At 59.4% G+C, this 17783-nt stretch carries 19 protein-coding genes; 18 read left to right on the top strand and 1 reads right to left on the bottom strand.

The genetic code is table 11. The annotated features are described in order from the left end of the window. Window positions 1-52: 52 nt before the first annotated feature. Entirely contained in the window at window positions 53-550 is a 498-nt protein-coding gene (locus EPL00_RS20350) for a type IV pilin domain-containing protein (RefSeq protein ID WP_238398263.1), read from the top strand. Between the two features lie 31 nt (window positions 551-581). Here the strand turns inward: EPL00_RS20350 and EPL00_RS20345 are convergent, their stop codons facing one another. Then, the gene (locus tag EPL00_RS20345) at window positions 582-1208 is read right to left on the bottom strand and encodes a methyltransferase domain-containing protein (protein ID WP_135854809.1); all 627 of its coding nucleotides are present in this window, start codon (window positions 1206-1208) and stop codon (window positions 582-584) included. A 160-nt stretch (window positions 1209-1368) separates the two neighbouring features. Here EPL00_RS20345 and ahaH point away from each other — a divergent pair, with 160 nt between their 5' ends. The 17 genes from ahaH (at window position 1369) to EPL00_RS20260 (ending at window position 17749) form a co-directional block, all read left to right on the top strand. Next, on the top strand, window positions 1369-1701 hold the full coding sequence (ahaH, locus tag EPL00_RS20340) for an ATP synthase archaeal subunit H (RefSeq protein ID WP_135854810.1): 333 nt from the start codon (window positions 1369-1371) through the stop codon (window positions 1699-1701). Then, window positions 1688-3877, top strand: a complete 2190-nt coding sequence (locus EPL00_RS20335) for a V-type ATP synthase subunit I (RefSeq protein WP_135854811.1) — start codon at window positions 1688-1690, stop codon at window positions 3875-3877. The genes ahaH and EPL00_RS20335 overlap by 14 nt, the downstream gene beginning before the upstream one ends. 191 nt (window positions 3878-4068) lie before the next feature. Continuing rightward, a complete protein-coding gene (locus EPL00_RS20330; protein ID WP_135854812.1) occupies window positions 4069-4338 on the top strand; it encodes a F0F1 ATP synthase subunit C in 270 nt (89 codons plus the stop codon). A gap of 24 nt (window positions 4339-4362) precedes the next feature. After that, a complete protein-coding gene (locus EPL00_RS20325; protein WP_135854813.1) occupies window positions 4363-4944 on the top strand; it encodes a V-type ATP synthase subunit E in 582 nt (193 codons plus the stop codon). Further along, window positions 4941-6002 (top strand): V-type ATP synthase subunit C, encoded by a 1062-nt coding sequence (locus EPL00_RS20320; protein ID WP_135854814.1) that lies wholly within the window; start codon window positions 4941-4943, stop codon window positions 6000-6002. The genes EPL00_RS20325 and EPL00_RS20320 overlap by 4 nt, the downstream gene beginning before the upstream one ends. Then, complete coding sequence (locus EPL00_RS20315) at window positions 5999-6340, top strand: V-type ATP synthase subunit F (RefSeq protein WP_135854815.1); 342 nt, start codon at window positions 5999-6001, stop codon at window positions 6338-6340. The genes EPL00_RS20320 and EPL00_RS20315 overlap by 4 nt, the downstream gene beginning before the upstream one ends. Beyond that, window positions 6337-8103 carry an ATP synthase subunit A gene (locus EPL00_RS20310; RefSeq protein ID WP_135854816.1) on the top strand — a complete coding sequence of 589 codons (1767 nt, stop codon included), beginning with the start codon at window positions 6337-6339 and terminating at the stop codon, window positions 8101-8103. Before EPL00_RS20315 ends, EPL00_RS20310 begins: the two co-directional genes overlap by 4 nt. Before the next feature lie 3 nt (window positions 8104-8106). Next, on the top strand, window positions 8107-9522 hold the full coding sequence (locus EPL00_RS20305) for an ATP synthase subunit B (RefSeq protein ID WP_135854817.1): 1416 nt from the start codon (window positions 8107-8109) through the stop codon (window positions 9520-9522). A gap of 229 nt (window positions 9523-9751) precedes the next feature. Next, the gene (locus tag EPL00_RS20300; RefSeq protein WP_135854818.1) at window positions 9752-9934 is read left to right on the top strand and encodes a hypothetical protein; all 183 of its coding nucleotides are present in this window, start codon (window positions 9752-9754) and stop codon (window positions 9932-9934) included. A 62-nt stretch (window positions 9935-9996) separates the two neighbouring features. Then, entirely contained in the window at window positions 9997-13116 is a 3120-nt protein-coding gene (locus EPL00_RS20295) for a type 2 lanthipeptide synthetase LanM family protein (RefSeq protein ID WP_135854819.1), read from the top strand. Between the two features lie 119 nt (window positions 13117-13235). Then, on the top strand, window positions 13236-14252 hold the full coding sequence (locus EPL00_RS20290) for an ABC transporter ATP-binding protein (RefSeq protein WP_135854820.1): 1017 nt from the start codon (window positions 13236-13238) through the stop codon (window positions 14250-14252). Continuing rightward, window positions 14249-15070 (top strand): ABC transporter permease, encoded by an 822-nt coding sequence (locus tag EPL00_RS20285; RefSeq protein ID WP_135854821.1) that lies wholly within the window; start codon window positions 14249-14251, stop codon window positions 15068-15070. The genes EPL00_RS20290 and EPL00_RS20285 overlap by 4 nt, the downstream gene beginning before the upstream one ends. 267 nt (window positions 15071-15337) lie before the next feature. After that, on the top strand, window positions 15338-16036 hold the full coding sequence (locus tag EPL00_RS20280) for a V-type ATP synthase subunit D (RefSeq protein ID WP_135854822.1): 699 nt from the start codon (window positions 15338-15340) through the stop codon (window positions 16034-16036). 69 nt (window positions 16037-16105) lie between these two features. Then, window positions 16106-16501, top strand: coding sequence for a DUF6276 family protein (locus EPL00_RS20275; protein WP_135854823.1), 396 nt, complete (start codon window positions 16106-16108; stop codon window positions 16499-16501). Between the two features lie 103 nt (window positions 16502-16604). After that, window positions 16605-16859: a DUF6684 family protein gene (locus tag EPL00_RS20270; RefSeq protein WP_238398262.1), complete on the top strand. Its 255-nt coding sequence runs from the start codon at window positions 16605-16607 to the stop codon at window positions 16857-16859. Window positions 16860-17005: 146 nt separating this feature from the next. Next, the gene (locus tag EPL00_RS20265) at window positions 17006-17185 is read left to right on the top strand and encodes a hypothetical protein (RefSeq protein WP_135854824.1); all 180 of its coding nucleotides are present in this window, start codon (window positions 17006-17008) and stop codon (window positions 17183-17185) included. A gap of 93 nt (window positions 17186-17278) precedes the next feature. Next, window positions 17279-17749, top strand: coding sequence for a TRAM domain-containing protein (locus EPL00_RS20260; protein WP_135854825.1), 471 nt, complete (start codon window positions 17279-17281; stop codon window positions 17747-17749). Window positions 17750-17783: the final 34 nt, after the last annotated feature.

The following is a 17783-nucleotide window of genomic DNA, read 5'->3' as shown; positions in this document are numbered from 1 at the left end:
CTCGCGCGTCACGGCCGAAGGTTGAAAAGCGAAGCCGGGACGAACCCCGTCCGTGTCCACGGAGTTGCTATCCGATAGCGCGGTGTCGCTATCCGACCGCGCGGTGTCGCCGGTCCTCGGCGTCGTCTTGCTCCTCGTCGTGACCGCGGTTCTCGCGGGGGCCGTCGGGACCGTCGCACTCGGTACGCCGATGCCGACCGACTCGCCCCGCGCCGCCATCGACCTGCGACTCGACGCCGAGGAGAACCGCGTCACGCTGGTCCACCGCGGCGGCGACGCCCTCGACGTGACCGCGCTCTCGGTGCGGGTCCGAATCGACGGAACCGCGCTCGACGCACAGCCGCCGGTCCCGTTCTTCTCGGCGGAGGGGTTCCGGCCGGGACCGACCGGACCGTTCAACAGCGCGGCCGACCAGCGGTGGACGGCTGGCGAGACGGCGAGCTTCGCGGTCGCGGGGACGAACGACCCCGCGATGTCCTCGGGCGCGACCGTGACGGTGGTGGTCTCGACGGATTCGGCCGTTCTCGCGGAGTTGGAGGAGGTAGCGTGAGCCGACGGCGTTCGAGGAGTCCTGTCGGCAACTACTCGTCTTCGGGGTCGCGCGCGATGGTCGTGAGTGCGATGTCCGGGTCGTAGCTCGGTCCCATCTCGTAGTGGTGGATGTCCGTGTACCCAGCCTCGCGGAACATCCGGTCGGCCTCCTCGGCGTCGTAGAACAGCATGATGGCGTCGGCGACCTTCTGCATCACCGACGACTTGGGGTAGTTCGGGCCGACGACCAGTACCTGCCCGCCGGGCTTGACGACGCGGCGCATGTCCCGCAGGGCGACGACCGGGTTCGGCCAGTACTCGATGGACCCCGAGGACCACACCACGTCGAAGGTGTCGTCCTTGAACGGCAGGCGCTCGGCGTCGCCGCGGTAGAAGCTCACGGGGTCGCGCTTGCCGAGTTTCTCCCACGCTTTCTCCATCTGGTGGACGCTCTGGTCGAGTCCGTGGACGTTCTCGGTGTGTTCGAGGAGGCCCTCGGTGGCGAACCCGGTCCCACACCCCACGTCCAGCACCCGGTCGTCCTCGGAGATGTCGAGCATCTCTAGGGCTTGGTCGCGCATCTCCTCGTTCCAGATGAACGGGTTGACGGTATCGTACACCTTCGAGAGGTACTTGTAGAAGAGTCGCGCCCGACTCTTGTCTTCGAGGATACCCATTGGCTAACAGTTAGGACCGCTGGCCAAATAATCCTGCTATTCGGTCTGCGCGTCGTTCCCGGCATCTCATTGTGGTTTGGAAACAGCTACCATGTCACCGCAACCGGGGAAAAGTTCGCAAGTAGTATATACGCGCTTCTGCAACTTTCGCGTGATTAGTATGCCGAGGCCAGAGGTTCTCGAACGAATCAAGGAGGCCGAACAGGAGGCCGACGATATCGTCGCCGAGGCCGAGGAGGAGCGCGACCAGCGCATCTCCGAGGCTCGCGAAGAGGCCGAAGAAATTCGGCGCGAAGCCGACGACGAGGCGTCCGAACTCCACGACGAGCGTCTCGCCGAGGCCCGCGAGGAAATCGAGGCCGAGCGCGAAGAGGTCCTCGCCTCCGGCGAGGACGAGCGTGAGAAACTCGAATCGCGGGCGCGCGGGAACGAGGAGGAAGTAACCGACTACGTGGTAGACCTGTTCGAGGAGGCGGTGCATGCTCAGACCTGAACGAATGAGTAAGGTGTCCGTGACCGGCTCGCGCGCCGTCATGGACGATGTCATCGAGACCGTCCACGAGCTGAATCTAGTCCACCTCTCGAACTACGACGGCTCGTGGGACGGCTTCGAGCCGGGCGACCCCGTCGAGGGTGCCGACGACGCCTCCGAGAAACTCGTCACCGTCCGGTCGCTCGAAAGCATCCTCGACATCGACGACGAGGACGCCGGACCGAGCCGCATCGTCACCGACGAGGCGCTCGAAGACGAACTCCAGTCGGTCCGCGAGGAGGTCAACGACTTGGACGACCGCCGGAGCGAACTAGAGGATGACCTCCGCGACGTGGAGGACCGACTCGACTCCGTCAAGCCGTTCGCGGACCTCGGTATCGACCTCGACCTGCTGTCTGGCTACGAGACCCTACAGGTCGCGGTCGGCGAAGCCGACGAGAGCGAGGTCCGGAGCGCGCTCGCCGACGCCGACTCTATCGCCGAGTTCGGCACGTTCTCCGGCGAGAACACCGTCGCCGTCTTCGCTTACCCCGAGGAGAGCGCCGACGACGACGTGCTGGACGAACTCCTCGTGGGCGTGGACTTCGCCTCGCTGGACGTGCCCGACGCGGAGGGTAGTCCCGCCGAGTACGTCGAAGAACTCGAACACGAACACCAGAAGCTCCAGTCAAAGCTCGACAGCGTCGAGAACGAGATCGAGAACGTCAAACTCGACACTGCTGGCTTCCTGCTGGCGGCCGAGGAGAAGCTGACCATCGACGTTCAGAAGTCCGAAGCGCCGCTTAACTTCGCGACGACCGAGAACGCGTTCGTCGCCGAGGGCTGGATTCCGACCGAGCGCTACACCGAACTCACTAGCGCGCTCGGCCAAGCGGTCGGCGACCGCGTCGAAGTAGACGAACTCGAACGCGCTTCGTACGACGCCCGCGACGCGATGGGTCACGAAGAACCCGCCGCACAGGATGAGGCCACCGGCGGCGAAGTCGCCGCCGACGGCGGCACCACGATGGACGGTGACCAGCCGCCGGTCGTGCAGGACAACCCCGGCACGGTCAAGCCATTCGAGTTGCTGGTCAACACCATCAACCGCCCCAAGTACTTCGAGTTCGACCCGACGGTCGTCCTGTTCCTGACGTTCCCGGCGTTCTTCGGGTTCATGATCGGCGACCTCGGCTACGGACTCCTGTACATGGGCGTCGGCTACTGGCTCTACAGTAGCTTCGACAACGAGGCGTTCAAGAGCCTCGGCGGCATCGCGCTGTGGGCTGGCGGCTTCACGGCGCTGTTCGGCGTGCTGTACGGCGAAGTCTTCGGCCTGCACCAGCTCGGAAGCATCGTCTGGGGCGGCGAACCGCCGATGAAGAAGGGTCTCCAGCCGGTCAACGCCGACTACGCCCTGACGTGGTTGGTCGTCTCGATACTCGTGGGTCTGTTCCACATGACGGTCGGCTACCTGTTCGGCTTCGTCGAGGAGCTGAGCCACGACCCCGTCGATGCAGTCCTCGAAAGCGGTTCGTGGGTCCTGCTGTTCGCGGGCGTCTGGACGTGGATATTTAGCACGCAGGCCAGCGGGGCGAAGCCCGGCTTCCTGTTCGACATCTTCGCCGGTGAGCCCTTCGCGTTCGGCTTCAGCGGCTTCTCGTCGCAGATCGGGACGCTCGGTCTCGCAATCGGCGGACTCGGACTGGTCCTCTACGTCGCGGGCGAGGTCAAGCACCTCGGCGGCCCCGGCCTGCTCATCGGCCTGCTGGAGAGTCTGAGCGTCCTGTCGGACGCGCTCTCGTACACCCGAATCGCCGCGGTCCTGCTCGCCAAGGCGGGGATGGCCTTCGTGGTCAATCTCCTGTTCTTCGGCGTCTTCGTCACGGGCGAGGGGAGCCACGCCGAGTGGCACTTCGGCATCAACCACATGCCCGAGGTCGGGACGATGTACCACGGCCATGAAGTGACGAGCCACATGTTCGGCGGCCTGTTCCACTCGGGCATCGGCGGCCTGCTCATCGGCCTGCTCGTCCTCGTGTTCGGGCACCTCCTCGTGCTGGCGCTCGGTATCACGAGCGCCGGTCTACAGGCGGTCCGTCTCGAATACGTCGAGTTCTTCGGCAAGTTCTACGAGGGCGGCGGCGAGGAGTACGAACCGTTCGGTCACGACCGGACGTACACCACGCAGGACTGACCTCGTTTCTTTTCTCTCGATTTACAGGAATCGGTCGTTTTCGCGCGATACGCTTTGGTAATTGGTATCATAAACACCGGATTGAGCCGTCCAGAACGGTGTCGCTGCCGAACTCTTTTGGGAAGCTTTATGACTACAGTAGCGGGAAATACGACTGTCCGGTTACGAGAGCCACAGAAGAACCAGAAACCATGCTCGAACTTGCACCTGCATTCGTCGACGCGGTAACGCTCGCACAGGACACCGGTGCCGCCACCGGTCCGACCATCACTAAGAACGGTATGGCCGCCCTCGCGGTCGGTCTCGCGGCTATCGGTGCGGGATACGCCGAGCGCGGTATCGGTAGCGCCGCCATCGGTGCCATCGCCGAGGACGAGAGCCTCTTCGGTACGGGCCTCATCATGACGGTCCTGCCCGAGACGCTCGTCATTCTGGCGCTGGTCACGTTCTTCGTCGGTTAAACGCACCCCTTTCCCTCTTCATCAATGAGTTTGGACACGGTAGTTGAGGATATTCGAAACGAAGCCCGCGAGCGCGCGAAGGACATTCGTTCCGAGGGCGACGAGCGCGCAGCAGAGATTATCTCCGAAGCCGAGAGCGACGCCGAGGAGATACTCGCGGAGCAAGAACGGGAGACCGAACAGACAATCGCCCAAGAGCGCGAGCAGAAGCTTTCGAGCGCCAAGCTGGAAGCCAAGCAGAAGCGCCTCGAAGCGCGCCGAGACGTACTCCAAGACGTTCGGTCGGCAGTCGAAGACCGCATCGCCAGCCTCGAAGGCGACCAGCGCGAGGAGTTGACGCGCGAACTGCTGGACGCCGCCAGCGAGGAGTTCGACGAGGGCGACACCGTCCACGTCTACGGCAAGCCCGAAGACGACGAGTTGCTCACCGACGTTGTGACCGACTACGACGGCTACGAGTACGCCGGAGAGTACGACTGTCTCGGCGGCGTCGTGGTCGAGAGCGAGCAGTCTCGTCTCCGCGTGAACAACACGTTCGACTCCGTGCTGGAGGACATCTGGGACGACAACCTTCAGGACATCAGTAAACGCCTCTTCGAGCAATGAGCGTACCAAAGACGGAAGGCACCTCGAACTACGAGTACGTCACCGCTCGGGTGCAGGCCCGGCGAGCGGCGCTGTTCGACGACGAGGACTACCGAAAGCTCGTCCGCATGGGCCCCGGCGAGATCGCCCGGTACATGGAGGAGACCGAGTACGAGGACGAAATCAACGCGCTCGGTGCCCGCTACGACGGCGTGGACCTCATCGAACACGCCCTCAACCGGAATCTCGCCAAGCACTTCAACGACCTGCTGCGGTGGGCCGACGGGACGCTGTACGAACTCATCGCCCGGTACCTCCGGAAGTTCGACGCGTGGAACGTCAAGACCGTCATCCGGGGTATCTACTCGGATTCGAGCAGCGAGGCCATCGAGGAGGACCTCATCTACGCCGGAGAGTTCGACCGGCAGTTCCTCGAACGACTGGTCGAAGCCGCGTCCATCGAGGACGCGGTCGAGATGCTCGACAGCACGCGGTACGGCGACGCGCTGACTGCGGCGTACGAGGATTACGACGCGACCGGCGTCCTGATTCCGCTGGAAAACGCGGTAGACCGAACGTACTACGAGGGCCTCATCGAAGGCGTCACCGAGACGGACAACCGCGCGACCCAACTGTACGTCGAGTTCTTGCAGGCCGAGATCGACTTCCGGAACGCCCGCAACGCGCTCCGCATCGCGCGAAGCGGCGCGGACCTCGACCCGGCCGACTACTTCATCGAGGGCGGCGAACTGTTCCGAGCCTCGGAGCTGTCGCAACTCGCCGCGAGCGTGGACGAACTCGTCACGTTCATCCGTGACAGCACGTACGGCGAGGACCTCTCGGCGGCGCTGGACGAGTTAGAGCGGGCCGACAGCCTCATCGGCTTCGAGCACGCTCTAGACGCCGCGTTGCTGGAGTACTCCGACCACCTCTCGCACGTCTTCCCGCTGTCGATCTGTCCGGTGTTGGCCTACGTGCTGGCCAAAGAGCGGGAAGTCGACAACATCCGCGCCATCGCTCGGGGCCGCGAGGCTGGCCTGAGCGAGGACGAAATCGAGAGCGAACTGGTGATGCTATGAGCCAAGAAATCGCTGTCGTCGGCAGTCCGGAGTTCACGACTGGGTTCCGACTCGCTGGCGTCCGGAAGTTCGAGAACGTCCCCGAAGACGAGAAGGAGACGGAACTCGACGACGCGGTCTCCCGCGTTCTCGACGACGACGAGGTCGGTATCGTCGTCATGCACGACGAGGACCTCGACCACCTGTCCCGGCAGGTCCGGGAGGAAGTCGAGACGAGCGTCGAACCGACGATGGTCTCCATCGGCGGCGGCGCGGGGAGCGGCGGACTGCGCGAGAAAATCAAGCGTGCGATCGGTATCGACCTTATGGACGAAGACGAACAAGGTGACAACGTATGAGCCAAGCAACTGAAAGCGATGCCGTTCGAGAGGACGGCGAAATCGAGAGCGTAAGTGGACCGGTCGTGACCGCGACCGACCTCGACGCCCGGATGAACGACGTGGTGTACGTCGGCGAGGAAGGGCTGATGGGCGAGGTCATCGAGATCGAAGGGAACCTGACGACGATTCAGGTCTACGAGGAGACATCGAACGTCGCGCCGGGCGAACCGGTCGAGAACACCGGCGAACCCCTCTCCGTGGACCTCGGTCCGGGGATGCTGGACTCTATCTACGACGGCGTCCAGCGACCCCTGACCGTCCTCGAAGACAAGATGGGCGCGTTCCTCGACCGCGGTGTGGACGCACCCGGTATCGACCTCGACAAGACGTGGGAGTTCCACCCCGAAGTCAGCGAGGGCGACGAAGTCGAACGCGGCGACATCCTCGGCACGGTGCCCGAGACCGAGAGCATCGACCACAAGGTCATGGTGCCGCCGGGTTCGGACGGCGGCGAAGTCGTCGCCGTCGAGAGCGGCAACTTCGACGTAGAGGAGACGGTCGTCGAACTCGACACCGGCGAGGAGATTTCGATGCGCCAAGAGTGGCCGGTCCGCGAGGCCCGTCCCGCCGACGAGAAGAAGACCCCGCGCACGCCGCTCGTGACGGGCCAGCGCGTGCAGGACGGCCTGTTCCCGCTCGCGAAGGGCGGGACCGCGGCGATTCCCGGACCGTTCGGCTCCGGCAAGACCGTCACCCAGCAGCAGTTGGCGAAGTGGGCCGACGCCGACATCGTCGTCTACATCGGCTGTGGCGAGCGCGGCAACGAGATGACCGAGGTCATCGACGACTTCCCGGAACTGGAAGACCCCGTGACCGGGAAGCCGCTGATGTCCCGCACCTGCCTCATCGCCAACACGTCGAACATGCCTGTCGCGGCGCGCGAATCCTGCGTGTACACGGGTATCACCATCGCGGAATTCTACCGCGACATGGGGTACGACGTGGCGCTGATGGCCGACTCCACCTCGCGGTGGGCCGAGGCGATGCGCGAGATTTCGTCGCGTCTCGAAGAGATGCCCGGCGAGGAGGGCTACCCCGCGTACCTCGCCGCGCGCCTGTCGGAGTTCTACGAGCGCGCTGGCTACTTCGAGAACATCAACGACACCGAGGGTTCGGTGACCGTGGTCGGCGCGGTCTCCCCGCCCGGCGGTGACTTCTCGGAGCCGGTCACGCAGAACACCCTGCGTATCGTCAAGACGTTCTGGGCGCTCGACGCGGACCTCGCCGAGCGTCGTCACTTCCCCTCCATCAACTGGAACGAGTCGTACTCGCTGTACAAGGAACAGCTCGACCCGTGGTTCGAAGAGAACGTCGCCGAGGACTGGCCCGAACAGCGCCAGTGGGCCGTGGACGTGCTGGACGAGGAGGACGAACTCCAAGAGATCGTCCAGCTCGTCGGTAAGGACGCCCTGCCGGAGGACCAGCAGCTCACGCTGGAAGTCGCCCGCTACATCCGCGAGGCGTTCCTCCAGCAGAACGCGCTGCACGACGTGGACACCAACTGTCCGCCCGAGAAGTCCTACCTCATCATGGGCGCGATTCGGACGTTCAACGACGAGGCCTTCGAGGCGCTCGACGCTGGCGTCCCGGTCGAGGAGATCACCGACATCGACGCCGCGCCCCGACTGAACCGCATCGCGACGACGCCGGACGACGAAGCCGACGAGTTCGTTGCCGACCTCGAAGACGACATCAAAGCACAGCTCCGAGACCTCTACTAAACCATGAAAGAGTACCAAACGATTACGGAAATCAGCGGTCCGCTGGTGTTCGCGGAAGTAGACGAGCCCATCGGCTACGACGAGATCGTCGAGATCGAGACGCCGAACGGCGACACCAAGCGAGGACAGGTCCTCGAATCGAGCGACGGACTCGTCTCGATTCAGGTGTTCGAGGGCACCGAGGGTATCGACACCGAGAGTTCGGTCCGGTTCCTCGGCGAGACGATGAAGATGCCCGTGACCGAGGACCTCCTCGGTCGCGTGCTGGACGGTTCCGGCAACCCCATCGACGGCGGTCCCGAAATCGTCCCGGACCGTCGTGACGACATCGTCGGTGCCGCCATCAACCCGACCGCCCGCGAGTACCCCGAGGAGTTCATCCAGACCGGCGTCTCGGCCATCGACGGCATGAACACGCTGGTCCGCGGACAGAAGCTCCCCATCTTCTCGGGCTCCGGGCTGCCGCACAACGAACTCGCGCTCCAGATTGCCCGTCAGGCGACCGTGCCGGAAGAAGACGAAGCGAGCGACGACGACGAAGGCTCGGAGTTCGCAGTGGTCTTCGGTGCGATGGGCATCACGGCCGAAGAGGCCAACGAGTTCATGGCGGACTTCGAGCGGACGGGCGCGCTCGAACGCTCGGTCGTCTTCATGAACCTCGCGGACGACCCCGCCGTCGAGCGGACGGTTACGCCGCGACTGGCGCTCACCACCGCGGAGTACCTCGCGTTCGACAAGGACTACCACGTGCTGGTCATCCTGACGGACATGACCAACTACTGTGAGGCCCTGCGGGAGATCGGTGCGGCCCGCGAAGAGGTGCCGGGCCGCCGTGGCTACCCCGGATACATGTACACCGACCTCGCGCAACTGTACGAGCGCGCCGGTCGTATCGAGGGTCGAGACGGGTCGGTCACCCAGATTCCCATCCTCACCATGCCGGGCGACGACGACACCCACCCGATTCCGGACCTGACCGGCTACATCACCGAGGGCCAGATCTACATTGACCGTGACCTCAATTCTCAAGGCGTCACGCCCCCGATCAACGTCCTGCCGAGCCTTTCGCGCCTGATGGACGACGGTATCGGCGAGGGCCTGACCCGCGAGGACCACGGGGACGTCTCCGACCAACTGTACGCCGCGTACGCGGAAGGTGAAGACAAGCGCGACCTCGTAAACATCGTCGGCCGCGAGGCCCTCTCCGAGCGCGACAACAAATATCTGGACTTAGCTGACCGATTCGAGGAGGAGTTCGTCGACCAGGGCTTCGACACGAACCGCGACATCGACGAGACCCTCGACATCGGTTGGGACCTCCTGAGCATGCTCCCCAAGGAGATACTCAACCGCATCGACGAGGAACTCATCGAAAAGTATTATGAGGACGAGCAGGCCGAAGAGGTCGCGGCGGATTGAGGACGACTGACGCTACCTCAATCCGTTTTCGGCGTACTCGACTCTCACAGATCACACAAAATCTATATTTTCACGAAGGTTCTAAGCTAAATGCCATTGGTTGGATATCATTATGGAGTTTATTTCCGCTGGTGCTTAATAATAGGATAATTATAAATACGAAATTTAAATATATAAGCAAAATATTAACCGAAAAATTTAATACCTAGGGTTAATTATCCAACATTGCATGTCAATTGCCATATCTGATGGTGTGGATGCAACGGCCGACAAACAAATGCATGCTGACAAGTTCAAAAGCGACGAGTCTGATTCCGTAGTTGACTGGGATGACGCTGAGGCCGAGTTCCCGTGTAGAGCACAATCTGCGGTCTGCACTCGTTATTCGTTTGATTACGCTTCCAAAAACTAGGTGCGTCAGAACGCAGGAGATAAGGGGACATTAACCAGATAATTTAACTATTTTAATTAAAAATGCTATTAGAAGATGAAAAACGTAAACTTGCAGGGCAGGCACGGACATTCCACGAGCGAGAAAATGGGCCTACTAATGTTGTCGGACACGATTCAGTTACCGATTCAGAGGAGTTGTTGCACGAATGGAAAGCGCAGTTTCCAGATGAGGAATCATTTCAGAAACGCCTTGCAATGGAAGGTCTCACCGAATCAAATATCAGAAGACACGCCACTAAAAATTATTGGCCAGAAGATCTTCCGTTTCCGGATTGGATTACAGAAATCGAAAGACTGATTGATTACATTGAAAACTCTCCCTGTAGTAACCGACCCAATATACCTTCATCGGAGGATCTGCCATTCGATGATATACTAACTCCGATCGCGATGTACGCTTACGATCGTCTCTCTGATAACATCGATCTCCGAACTATATCACCGCTGATTGAGTGGCTCCTAGAGCGACTTGAGCGACACAGTGTTAGAGTACTTTATACCGAGTTTAAGAGCTTTGTGGAGTATAAGGACCCGGAACTAATAGCGGCTGACCCGGACGACTTCGCAGACCCTCCAACTGAATACTATCAAAAGTTCGTCAATGAAGTGTTCGACGGTGCGTTTAAAGACCTCTGTATAGAGTATCCAGTACTCGCGCGAAACTTTATTCAAATAACCGAACAATGGATAACTACCGTCGAGGAGACGTATCAGCGACTTCAAGACGATCTAAATTTGCTACACGAACATTTTCAGGTTGATGGTGCCGTAATGGAACTTGAACCGCTCACGGAGGACACGCACGCCGGAGGTCGCGTCCCAGTTCGCGTTTCACTCGAATCTGGTAGTATAATATACAAACCACGACCTGTCGAAGGAGGCGCATCATTCTACGAAATTCTAAATAGACTTGACAATCATCTCTCAACCCCAAAATTCGAGACACCGAACTACCTGCCTCGCGACAGTTATGGTTGGATGGAATTCATAGAGTACGAAGACCTCCCAGACAATGCTGCTGTTGAGAAGTATTACGAGCGTGCTGGTGCATTGCTCTGCTTCACGTATGTTCTCAACTTTACCGACTGTTCGTTAGAGAACCTAATTGTCAGCAGAGCCAACCCAGTACTCGTCGACGGAGAGACGTTGTTGCATCCACACGTAGGGCCGAAGTCACTTCCGGCGAGAACGGAATTAGCTAACGAAATTATCAATTCCGTCCTTCTGTCTGGACTACTCCCCAGTTTGACTGGCGAACCAGGGGACATAGATGGAGAACAACTAGCGACGGCCCTTGCTGGACTTGGCACACGAAGTGGCACTTCGAGTCTGTCGAATCGGTCGCGTTCCTCGATTAAAGCAATCAACACAGATGTCATGTCCGTCACGAAGTCAAAGGAGGTGATTAACCGGAGCACTAATACGCCGACATTCGACGCCAAAGACTATCCGCCGGAAAATCATATTAACTCGCTCGTTAGTGGCTTTGAAAGAACGTATGAGACGATCCGTGAACTTCATGATTCTGGCCTATTTCTTACGGAAATCGTCACTCCGGATCTGGTAACAGATGTCAAAAACCGTCTATTGTACCGCCCTACACAACAATATAATACAATTCTAGAATCAGCCACTGACTTAGCACCGCTTCGAAATGGTGTCTGGTTCACTGTCAAAATGGAAAGTTTAGCGGCACTGTACTTCCATCCATATGCCCAAGCAGAGTCTTATTGGCCGATGTACGCCGCCGAACGCAAAGCACTTCGCCGACTCGATATTCCACGGTTCTCGTCCTATTCCGACCGAGAAACCATATATCACGACAATAAGCCTTTAGAAGCAACTGCCGACACCTCGGGGTACGAACTCCTTCGACATCGACTTGACGAAATGGACGCCGCCGACAAGCGTCGACAGGCTTGGCTGATACGGCAGAGTTATCGGGCAACCGAGACACCGACGACTGACCTTCCGTGTTCAACCACGACGACGGCCAATCGGTTTCTGGACGAAGCACTCAGCCTGTTTGACGATGTACTTCAATCTAACAACGGGCATGGGTGGGTGTCGGTAACCCCCGCTGGACAAACGTTTTCGCTGACTCGGGCCGGTCCTTCGTTGTACTACGGACGAAGTGGCATCGCGCTCGCAGCAGCAGCCATATATCAAGTCACCGAAAACGAGGAGTACCGAAACATCGTCGAAGAAGCTCTTAAACCGGTAATTAATACTATTTCTGACGATACTTCGATCGGTTTTGGTGGAATGAAAGGTGTGGGCTCGCCAGTGTACGCCCTCTCTGTCGCAGCTGAATTGGTAGATGAGGAAACATACCGACCCAAAGCACGGAAAGCTATTCGACAGGTAACTAGAGAAAAAATTGCGGACGATGACACGTTCGATGTGGTGGAGGGAAGCGCCGGGACGTTACTCGCATTACTCGCATACTACGATAGGTTCGGCGACGAAGAGGCGTTAAACCGAGCACTCGTCTGTGGAGAACGCCTTCTTCAAGGACGTATGGTCGCTGGGGACTATCGTGTGTGGAAGACGACGCAGGACACACCGAGTACTGGTTTCGCACATGGTTCGAGCGGAATCGCCTACGCACTCGGTAGGCTCGGGGCAGCCGCTGACGAGCCACGGTTCATTGAAGCGGCGCATGAGGCATTGTCATTCGAGTCAGAGTTATTTTCCTCCAACCAGACTAACTGGATGGAGTCACCCGAATACCCCGACTACCAGGATCGCTGGTGTCACGGAAGAACCGGAATCGCCCTTTCACGGATCGGTCTCGCTAAAGAGCTAGGTGACGAATCGCTACTCGTCGACGCGGAAGCAGCACTTTCCGAGACAGCCAATGCGACACCGGCACCGTTTGACAACGTCTGCTGTGGAAACTTTGGACGTGTCGAAGCGCTTATAGAAGGCTCACGTCACACCGACCTTGACCGCACTACCGCGACCGAACTAGCGGGGCGTTGTCTTGCCCGTCGAGACCGAGACGGTGCGCTTGCCCTACCAGGACACGACTCTTCGTTCGTCAACCCGACGTTCTTCAATGGTCTTTCCGGGGTCGTCTACACGTTGCTTCGCTCCCAGGAGCCTGACACCCTCCCTTGCGCTCTTCTTCTTGAATGACACTCGCGTTCCCCGAGCAAACACCGGACGACCACTTTCTACCCAATTAGTGGAGCATAAACGTCATTAAATGGTTATATTTTTAATATAGCATCTTTTATTCCACAATTGAGAAAAGGATGCAAAAACAGCACGACAAACGAGAAATTCAACCTACTGATGACGCGACTGAGAGAGGTTCCGGGAACACACCAGCACTCGAAGTCGAAAGGCTTTCGAAGACGTTCGAAACGGCGGAAGACGAAATCGTTGCTGTCGACGATATCTCGTTCAGTGTTGAGTCCGGATCGGTGGTCGGGTTGCTTGGACCGAATGGTGCAGGCAAGACGACGACCATCAAATGCATTCTTGGTACGATGTTGCCTGACGCTGGCGACGTTCGAGTTAACGGTATTAACGTCGCTAAACGACCAAAGGAGGCTTATCGACATATCGATGCAATGCTAGAAGGGGCTCGCAACGATTACTGGCGGTTGACCGTTAAGGAAAATCTACGGTATTTTGCGACAGTCAGCGGTGTCGACCCCGACTCGGTCGCCGATCGGCACGAACGGTTACTCAAACAACTCGAGATGGACGAGAAAGCCGACGAGCCGGTTCGGGACCTCTCTCGAGGAATGAAACAGAAAGTTTCGCTAGCGAGCGTTCTGGCGAGCGACGCAGATGTCGTCTTTCTAGATGAACCAACGCTTGGACTAGATGTTGAGAGTTCGACCACTCTCCGAAAGGAACTCGGCCGTATCGTTGATGAACGGGAATTAACCGTTGTACTTTCCAGCCATGACATGGACGTTATCGAAGACATCTGTGATAGGGTTATCATCGTCAGCGATGGACGCGTCATTGCCGATGACGCTGTCGAGACGTTGCTACGCAGTTTTGACACCTACGGCTACCGAATCGCAAGCCACGACATCGAACCTCATGTTATCTCGATAATAGAAGGTCAGTTCGATGACGTAGAAACTGAGCAGTACAATGGTCGAACCGTTCTCGAAGTTGCAACTGATTCTACTGGGTTCTACGAGCTGACCGACCTCCTTTCTTCTCACGACGTCACACTCGATAGTGTCGATACGGTTGAACCGGATCTTGAAGAAGCGTTTCTCCAGATGACGCGAGGTAATCAACAATGACCCAGGATTCAACCTCCGTGCCGATAGAGTCCCTGCAACCAGCATCTATCGGATACCTTCAACTCATCAAAGCAGTTCTCTACAGAGAGTATCTCATTTTCGTCCGCTATCCGCTTAATGCTGTGGGCGGACTTTTCTCACAGTTGGCTTTCTTCATCCTCTTGTTCTACGGTGGGAAAATGCTCGTCGGACATGCACTTACCGACCAACTCGAAGGAATCATTGTTGGCTATTTCCTGTGGAGTCTCTCTGTCAGTGCCTACTACGAAATGTCGGGTGACCTCGGGAGAGAAGTCCAGTGGGGAACACTGGAACGACACTTTATCACCCCCTTTGGCTTTGCGCCTATCGCGCTTGCGAAAGGGGTCGCAAAAATCGTTCGTGCCTTCCTCACGTCTTTAATAGTTCTAGGTGTGATGATTTTAATTACGGGGAAAACACTCTCGCTGGGATTCCTTACAATCGTTCCTGTTGCCACGTTATCGATTCTCTCCGTGTTGGGTCTAGGATTCGCTGCCGGTGGTGTTACCGTCCTCTACAAACGTATTGGTAGCTTACTCACCTTTCTCCAGTTCACGTTCATCCCGCTCATCTCGGCTCCTGCGTTCAATTTAGCGTGGACACGATATTTGCCCTTGGCCCAAGGGAGTGCCCTTCTTCAGCGAGCAATGGTCGAAGGTGACCGACTCTGGGAACTCCCGCCCTTAGCGTTAGCAGTTCTCGTCGGAACCGCAGTCGGCTATCTGCTGCTCGGCTACTTCGTCTTTCACCTCGCAACACGGCGAGCACGACGACTCGGCGTGCTCGGCCACTACTAATATACTGCTTTCGGCTAAGACCTCATCGAAGAGTACTCCGAGGATGAGCAGGCTGAAGAAGTCGCGGCGGACTGATTCCGGTTCGAGTTTTTCGTGGTAGACGATACGGGCAACGGACTGGCGACATTGACAATGCAAATCGTACGAGGTCCGCTCTCGTGATACCAGAAATCTCGGCTTACCGGTGGCGTCACAGGTCGTCAAGCGCCGATTCCGCGACGCTGACTGTAAAAGGTTAACCCCTTCGAGCTACAAACTCCCCCTAAGATGGCCAAGGACGTCAAACCCACTCGAAAGAACCTGATGCAGATCGAAGATCGCATCCAGCTCTCCGAGCGGGGTCACGACACGCTAGAGAAGAAGCGTGACGGTCTCATCATGGAGTTCATGGACATCCTCGACCAAGCGCAGGACGTGCGCTCGGACCTCGAAGATGACTACGAACTCGCCCAGCAGAAGATCAACATGGCTCGCGCGATGGAGGGCGACGTGGCGGTCCGCGGTGCGGCGGCCGCGCTCAAGGAACACCCCGAAATCACGACCGAGTCCAAGAACATCATGGGCGTCGTCGTCCCCCAAATCGAGTCCTCGAAGGTCCGGAAAGGACTCGACGAGCGCGGCTACGGCGTTCTCGGGACCAGCGCACGTATCGACGAGGCCGCGGAAGCCTACGAGGAGCTTCTGGAAAGCATCATCCTCGCGGCCGAGGTCGAGACCGCGATGAAGAAGATGCTGACCGAAATCGAGACGACCAAGCGCCGCGTCAACGCCTTGGAGTTCAAGCTCCTGCCGGAACTCAACGAGAACAAGGAATACATCGAGCAGAAACTCGAAGAACAGGAGCGCGAGGAGATCTTCCGTCTCAAGAAGATCAAGGCCAAGAAGGAAGAAGAGGAGAAGGCCGAGCGCGAGGCCGCCGCGGCCGAGGCCGAGGAGGCCGCCGAGACGGTCACCGCCGACGACTGAGAGAGTTTCGTCACGTTCGGACGGTCCGCTTTCGCTTACGCTTTTCACTACGCGCCGCTACCATTCGATATGACCTGTTCTTCGTGCGGAAGCGAGCAGTTACTCCTCGCGGTCCCGACCGACTTGCGGGAGTACCTCCCCGAGGAGAGCGAGCGCGTCGCGGTCTGTACCCACTGCCTCGCGCTCGAACCGACCGACGACGAGCCGCCGGAGTCGCCCGACTTCGCCCGCATCAGCGACGCGTTCCCCGGCGGCGACGCGGGCGTGGCGATGGCGCTCGCGGTCGGGTTGCTCGACTCGCTGGCGCTCTACCGGCGCGAAATCGCCGCCCTGTTGGAACGCGTCGAGCGCGGCGGAACCGACCCACTCCTCGTGTTGGACCGACTCGACGCCGACCCCGAACTGGAACCGCACTTCGACGTGGACCGACGGCGGACGCAGGCCGAGCAGTTGTTGTACGAGTAGCCGAGCGGTCAGTTGGTCGTCGTGGTCGTGACTGGCGTCGTGGTCGCGTCAGTCGCCGAAGTCGAATCGGGGACTGAGGCCGCGTCGGCCGCTGACGACCGGCGTGGCCGACGCCGTTATACTCGTCCGGACCGTGTCCTCTTACGACATGTCCCATCCCGTGTTCAACCGCGAGACGCTGCTGGACATCTCGGTGAACATCATCCCGCTGGTCATCCTGCTGTTTTTCACCGTGTTCCTCTTGGTGTTCTCGCCGTGGCCCCAGAACACGTTCCTCGACCTCATCGCGCTCGGACTGCACATCATTCCGTTCGTTCTGCTAGCTCTCTTGACGTACATCGCGGCCTACTACATCTGAGGACTCGCGGCGCGTTCGGGAGCGACGAGTTCGGGACGCCGGTTCGCGGAAATTCCGGCCTGCGTCTCTACCCCGATGCTTGCGGTTAGTTTCACTTTCGCTCCGGACGGCTCACATTCATACCGGTTCCGCGACAGCTAGTAGATATGATAACCCAGTTCGCTCGCGGAGAACGGCCGTCCGACGGCACCGACCGGACGATACTCGACGTGTCCGGCGTCGAAACCGGCCGCGTGAACGAGTACGTCGGCGAGTCGTTCCCCGACGTGGCCGACGTGTATATCGAACGCAAGGGCGGCAGGACGCTCCTCGTCGCCGGGGAGTGACCGTCGGCCTCCGGACGCCAGCGCCCTGACCGCGAGCGACCGCTGGAAACGGTTGACGTAAAGGTTTAGGTAGACCGGCCAGTACCCTCAGTCATGCCGGACTGTCCACTCGCTGAAGAGTGCCCGAGTTTTCAGGAACGAATCGAGGGGATGGGATGTCAACACTACGGCGACCGCGGCGGAGCCGAGTGGTGTCAACACTACAGCCAACCGATTTCGGACCTCAAGACCGCCCCGGTCCAACCCGGCGAGGAGGTCGTCGTGGACGTAGAGGACATCCACGAGAGCGGCGCTGGCGTCGGTCGCACCGACGACGGGTTCATCGTCATGGTGGACGGTGTCCTGCCGGAAGCCCGCGCGAAGGTCCGGGTCACGAACGTCCACGGGAGTCACGCGGACGGCGAGGAGGTAGAGCGCCTGCCGATGGACGACGCCGCCGACGAGACCGAGACCGAACCCGACGACGACTCGGAGGACCACGCCGATTCGGACGACGGCGACGACGGCGACGACGGGTCGAATCGGACGCGACTCGGCAGTCGGGACAACTTCTGGGGGAGCTGACCTCCGGGACCGGCGGCCGGTCGCGTCGGGGTGG

This window comes from Halorussus salinus, assembly GCF_004765815.2.
GTDB classification, from domain to species: Archaea; Halobacteriota; Halobacteria; order Halobacteriales; family Haladaptataceae; genus Halorussus; species Halorussus salinus.
The sequence above is the reverse complement of the archived record's forward strand: the minus strand, read 5'-3'. Positions and strand labels throughout refer to the sequence as shown.

Coding starts and splice junctions, on each gene's coding strand:
- EPL00_RS20345 (WP_135854809.1), bottom strand. CDS start 1,208: ATGGGTATCCTCGAAGACAAGAGTCGGGCGCGACTCTTCTACAAGTAC.
- ahaH (WP_135854810.1), top strand. CDS start 1,369: ATGCCGAGGCCAGAGGTTCTCGAACGAATCAAGGAGGCCGAACAGGAG.
- EPL00_RS20335 (WP_135854811.1), top strand. CDS start 1,688: ATGCTCAGACCTGAACGAATGAGTAAGGTGTCCGTGACCGGCTCGCGC.
- EPL00_RS20330 (WP_135854812.1), top strand. CDS start 4,069: ATGCTCGAACTTGCACCTGCATTCGTCGACGCGGTAACGCTCGCACAG.
- EPL00_RS20325 (WP_135854813.1), top strand. CDS start 4,363: ATGAGTTTGGACACGGTAGTTGAGGATATTCGAAACGAAGCCCGCGAG.
- EPL00_RS20320 (WP_135854814.1), top strand. CDS start 4,941: ATGAGCGTACCAAAGACGGAAGGCACCTCGAACTACGAGTACGTCACC.
- EPL00_RS20315 (WP_135854815.1), top strand. CDS start 5,999: ATGAGCCAAGAAATCGCTGTCGTCGGCAGTCCGGAGTTCACGACTGGG.
- EPL00_RS20310 (WP_135854816.1), top strand. CDS start 6,337: ATGAGCCAAGCAACTGAAAGCGATGCCGTTCGAGAGGACGGCGAAATC.
- EPL00_RS20305 (WP_135854817.1), top strand. CDS start 8,107: ATGAAAGAGTACCAAACGATTACGGAAATCAGCGGTCCGCTGGTGTTC.
- EPL00_RS20300 (WP_135854818.1), top strand. CDS start 9,752: ATGTCAATTGCCATATCTGATGGTGTGGATGCAACGGCCGACAAACAA.
- EPL00_RS20295 (WP_135854819.1), top strand. CDS start 9,997: ATGCTATTAGAAGATGAAAAACGTAAACTTGCAGGGCAGGCACGGACA.
- EPL00_RS20290 (WP_135854820.1), top strand. CDS start 13,236: ATGCAAAAACAGCACGACAAACGAGAAATTCAACCTACTGATGACGCG.
- EPL00_RS20285 (WP_135854821.1), top strand. CDS start 14,249: ATGACCCAGGATTCAACCTCCGTGCCGATAGAGTCCCTGCAACCAGCA.
- EPL00_RS20280 (WP_135854822.1), top strand. CDS start 15,338: ATGGCCAAGGACGTCAAACCCACTCGAAAGAACCTGATGCAGATCGAA.
- EPL00_RS20275 (WP_135854823.1), top strand. CDS start 16,106: ATGACCTGTTCTTCGTGCGGAAGCGAGCAGTTACTCCTCGCGGTCCCG.
- EPL00_RS20265 (WP_135854824.1), top strand. CDS start 17,006: ATGATAACCCAGTTCGCTCGCGGAGAACGGCCGTCCGACGGCACCGAC.
- EPL00_RS20260 (WP_135854825.1), top strand. CDS start 17,279: ATGCCGGACTGTCCACTCGCTGAAGAGTGCCCGAGTTTTCAGGAACGA.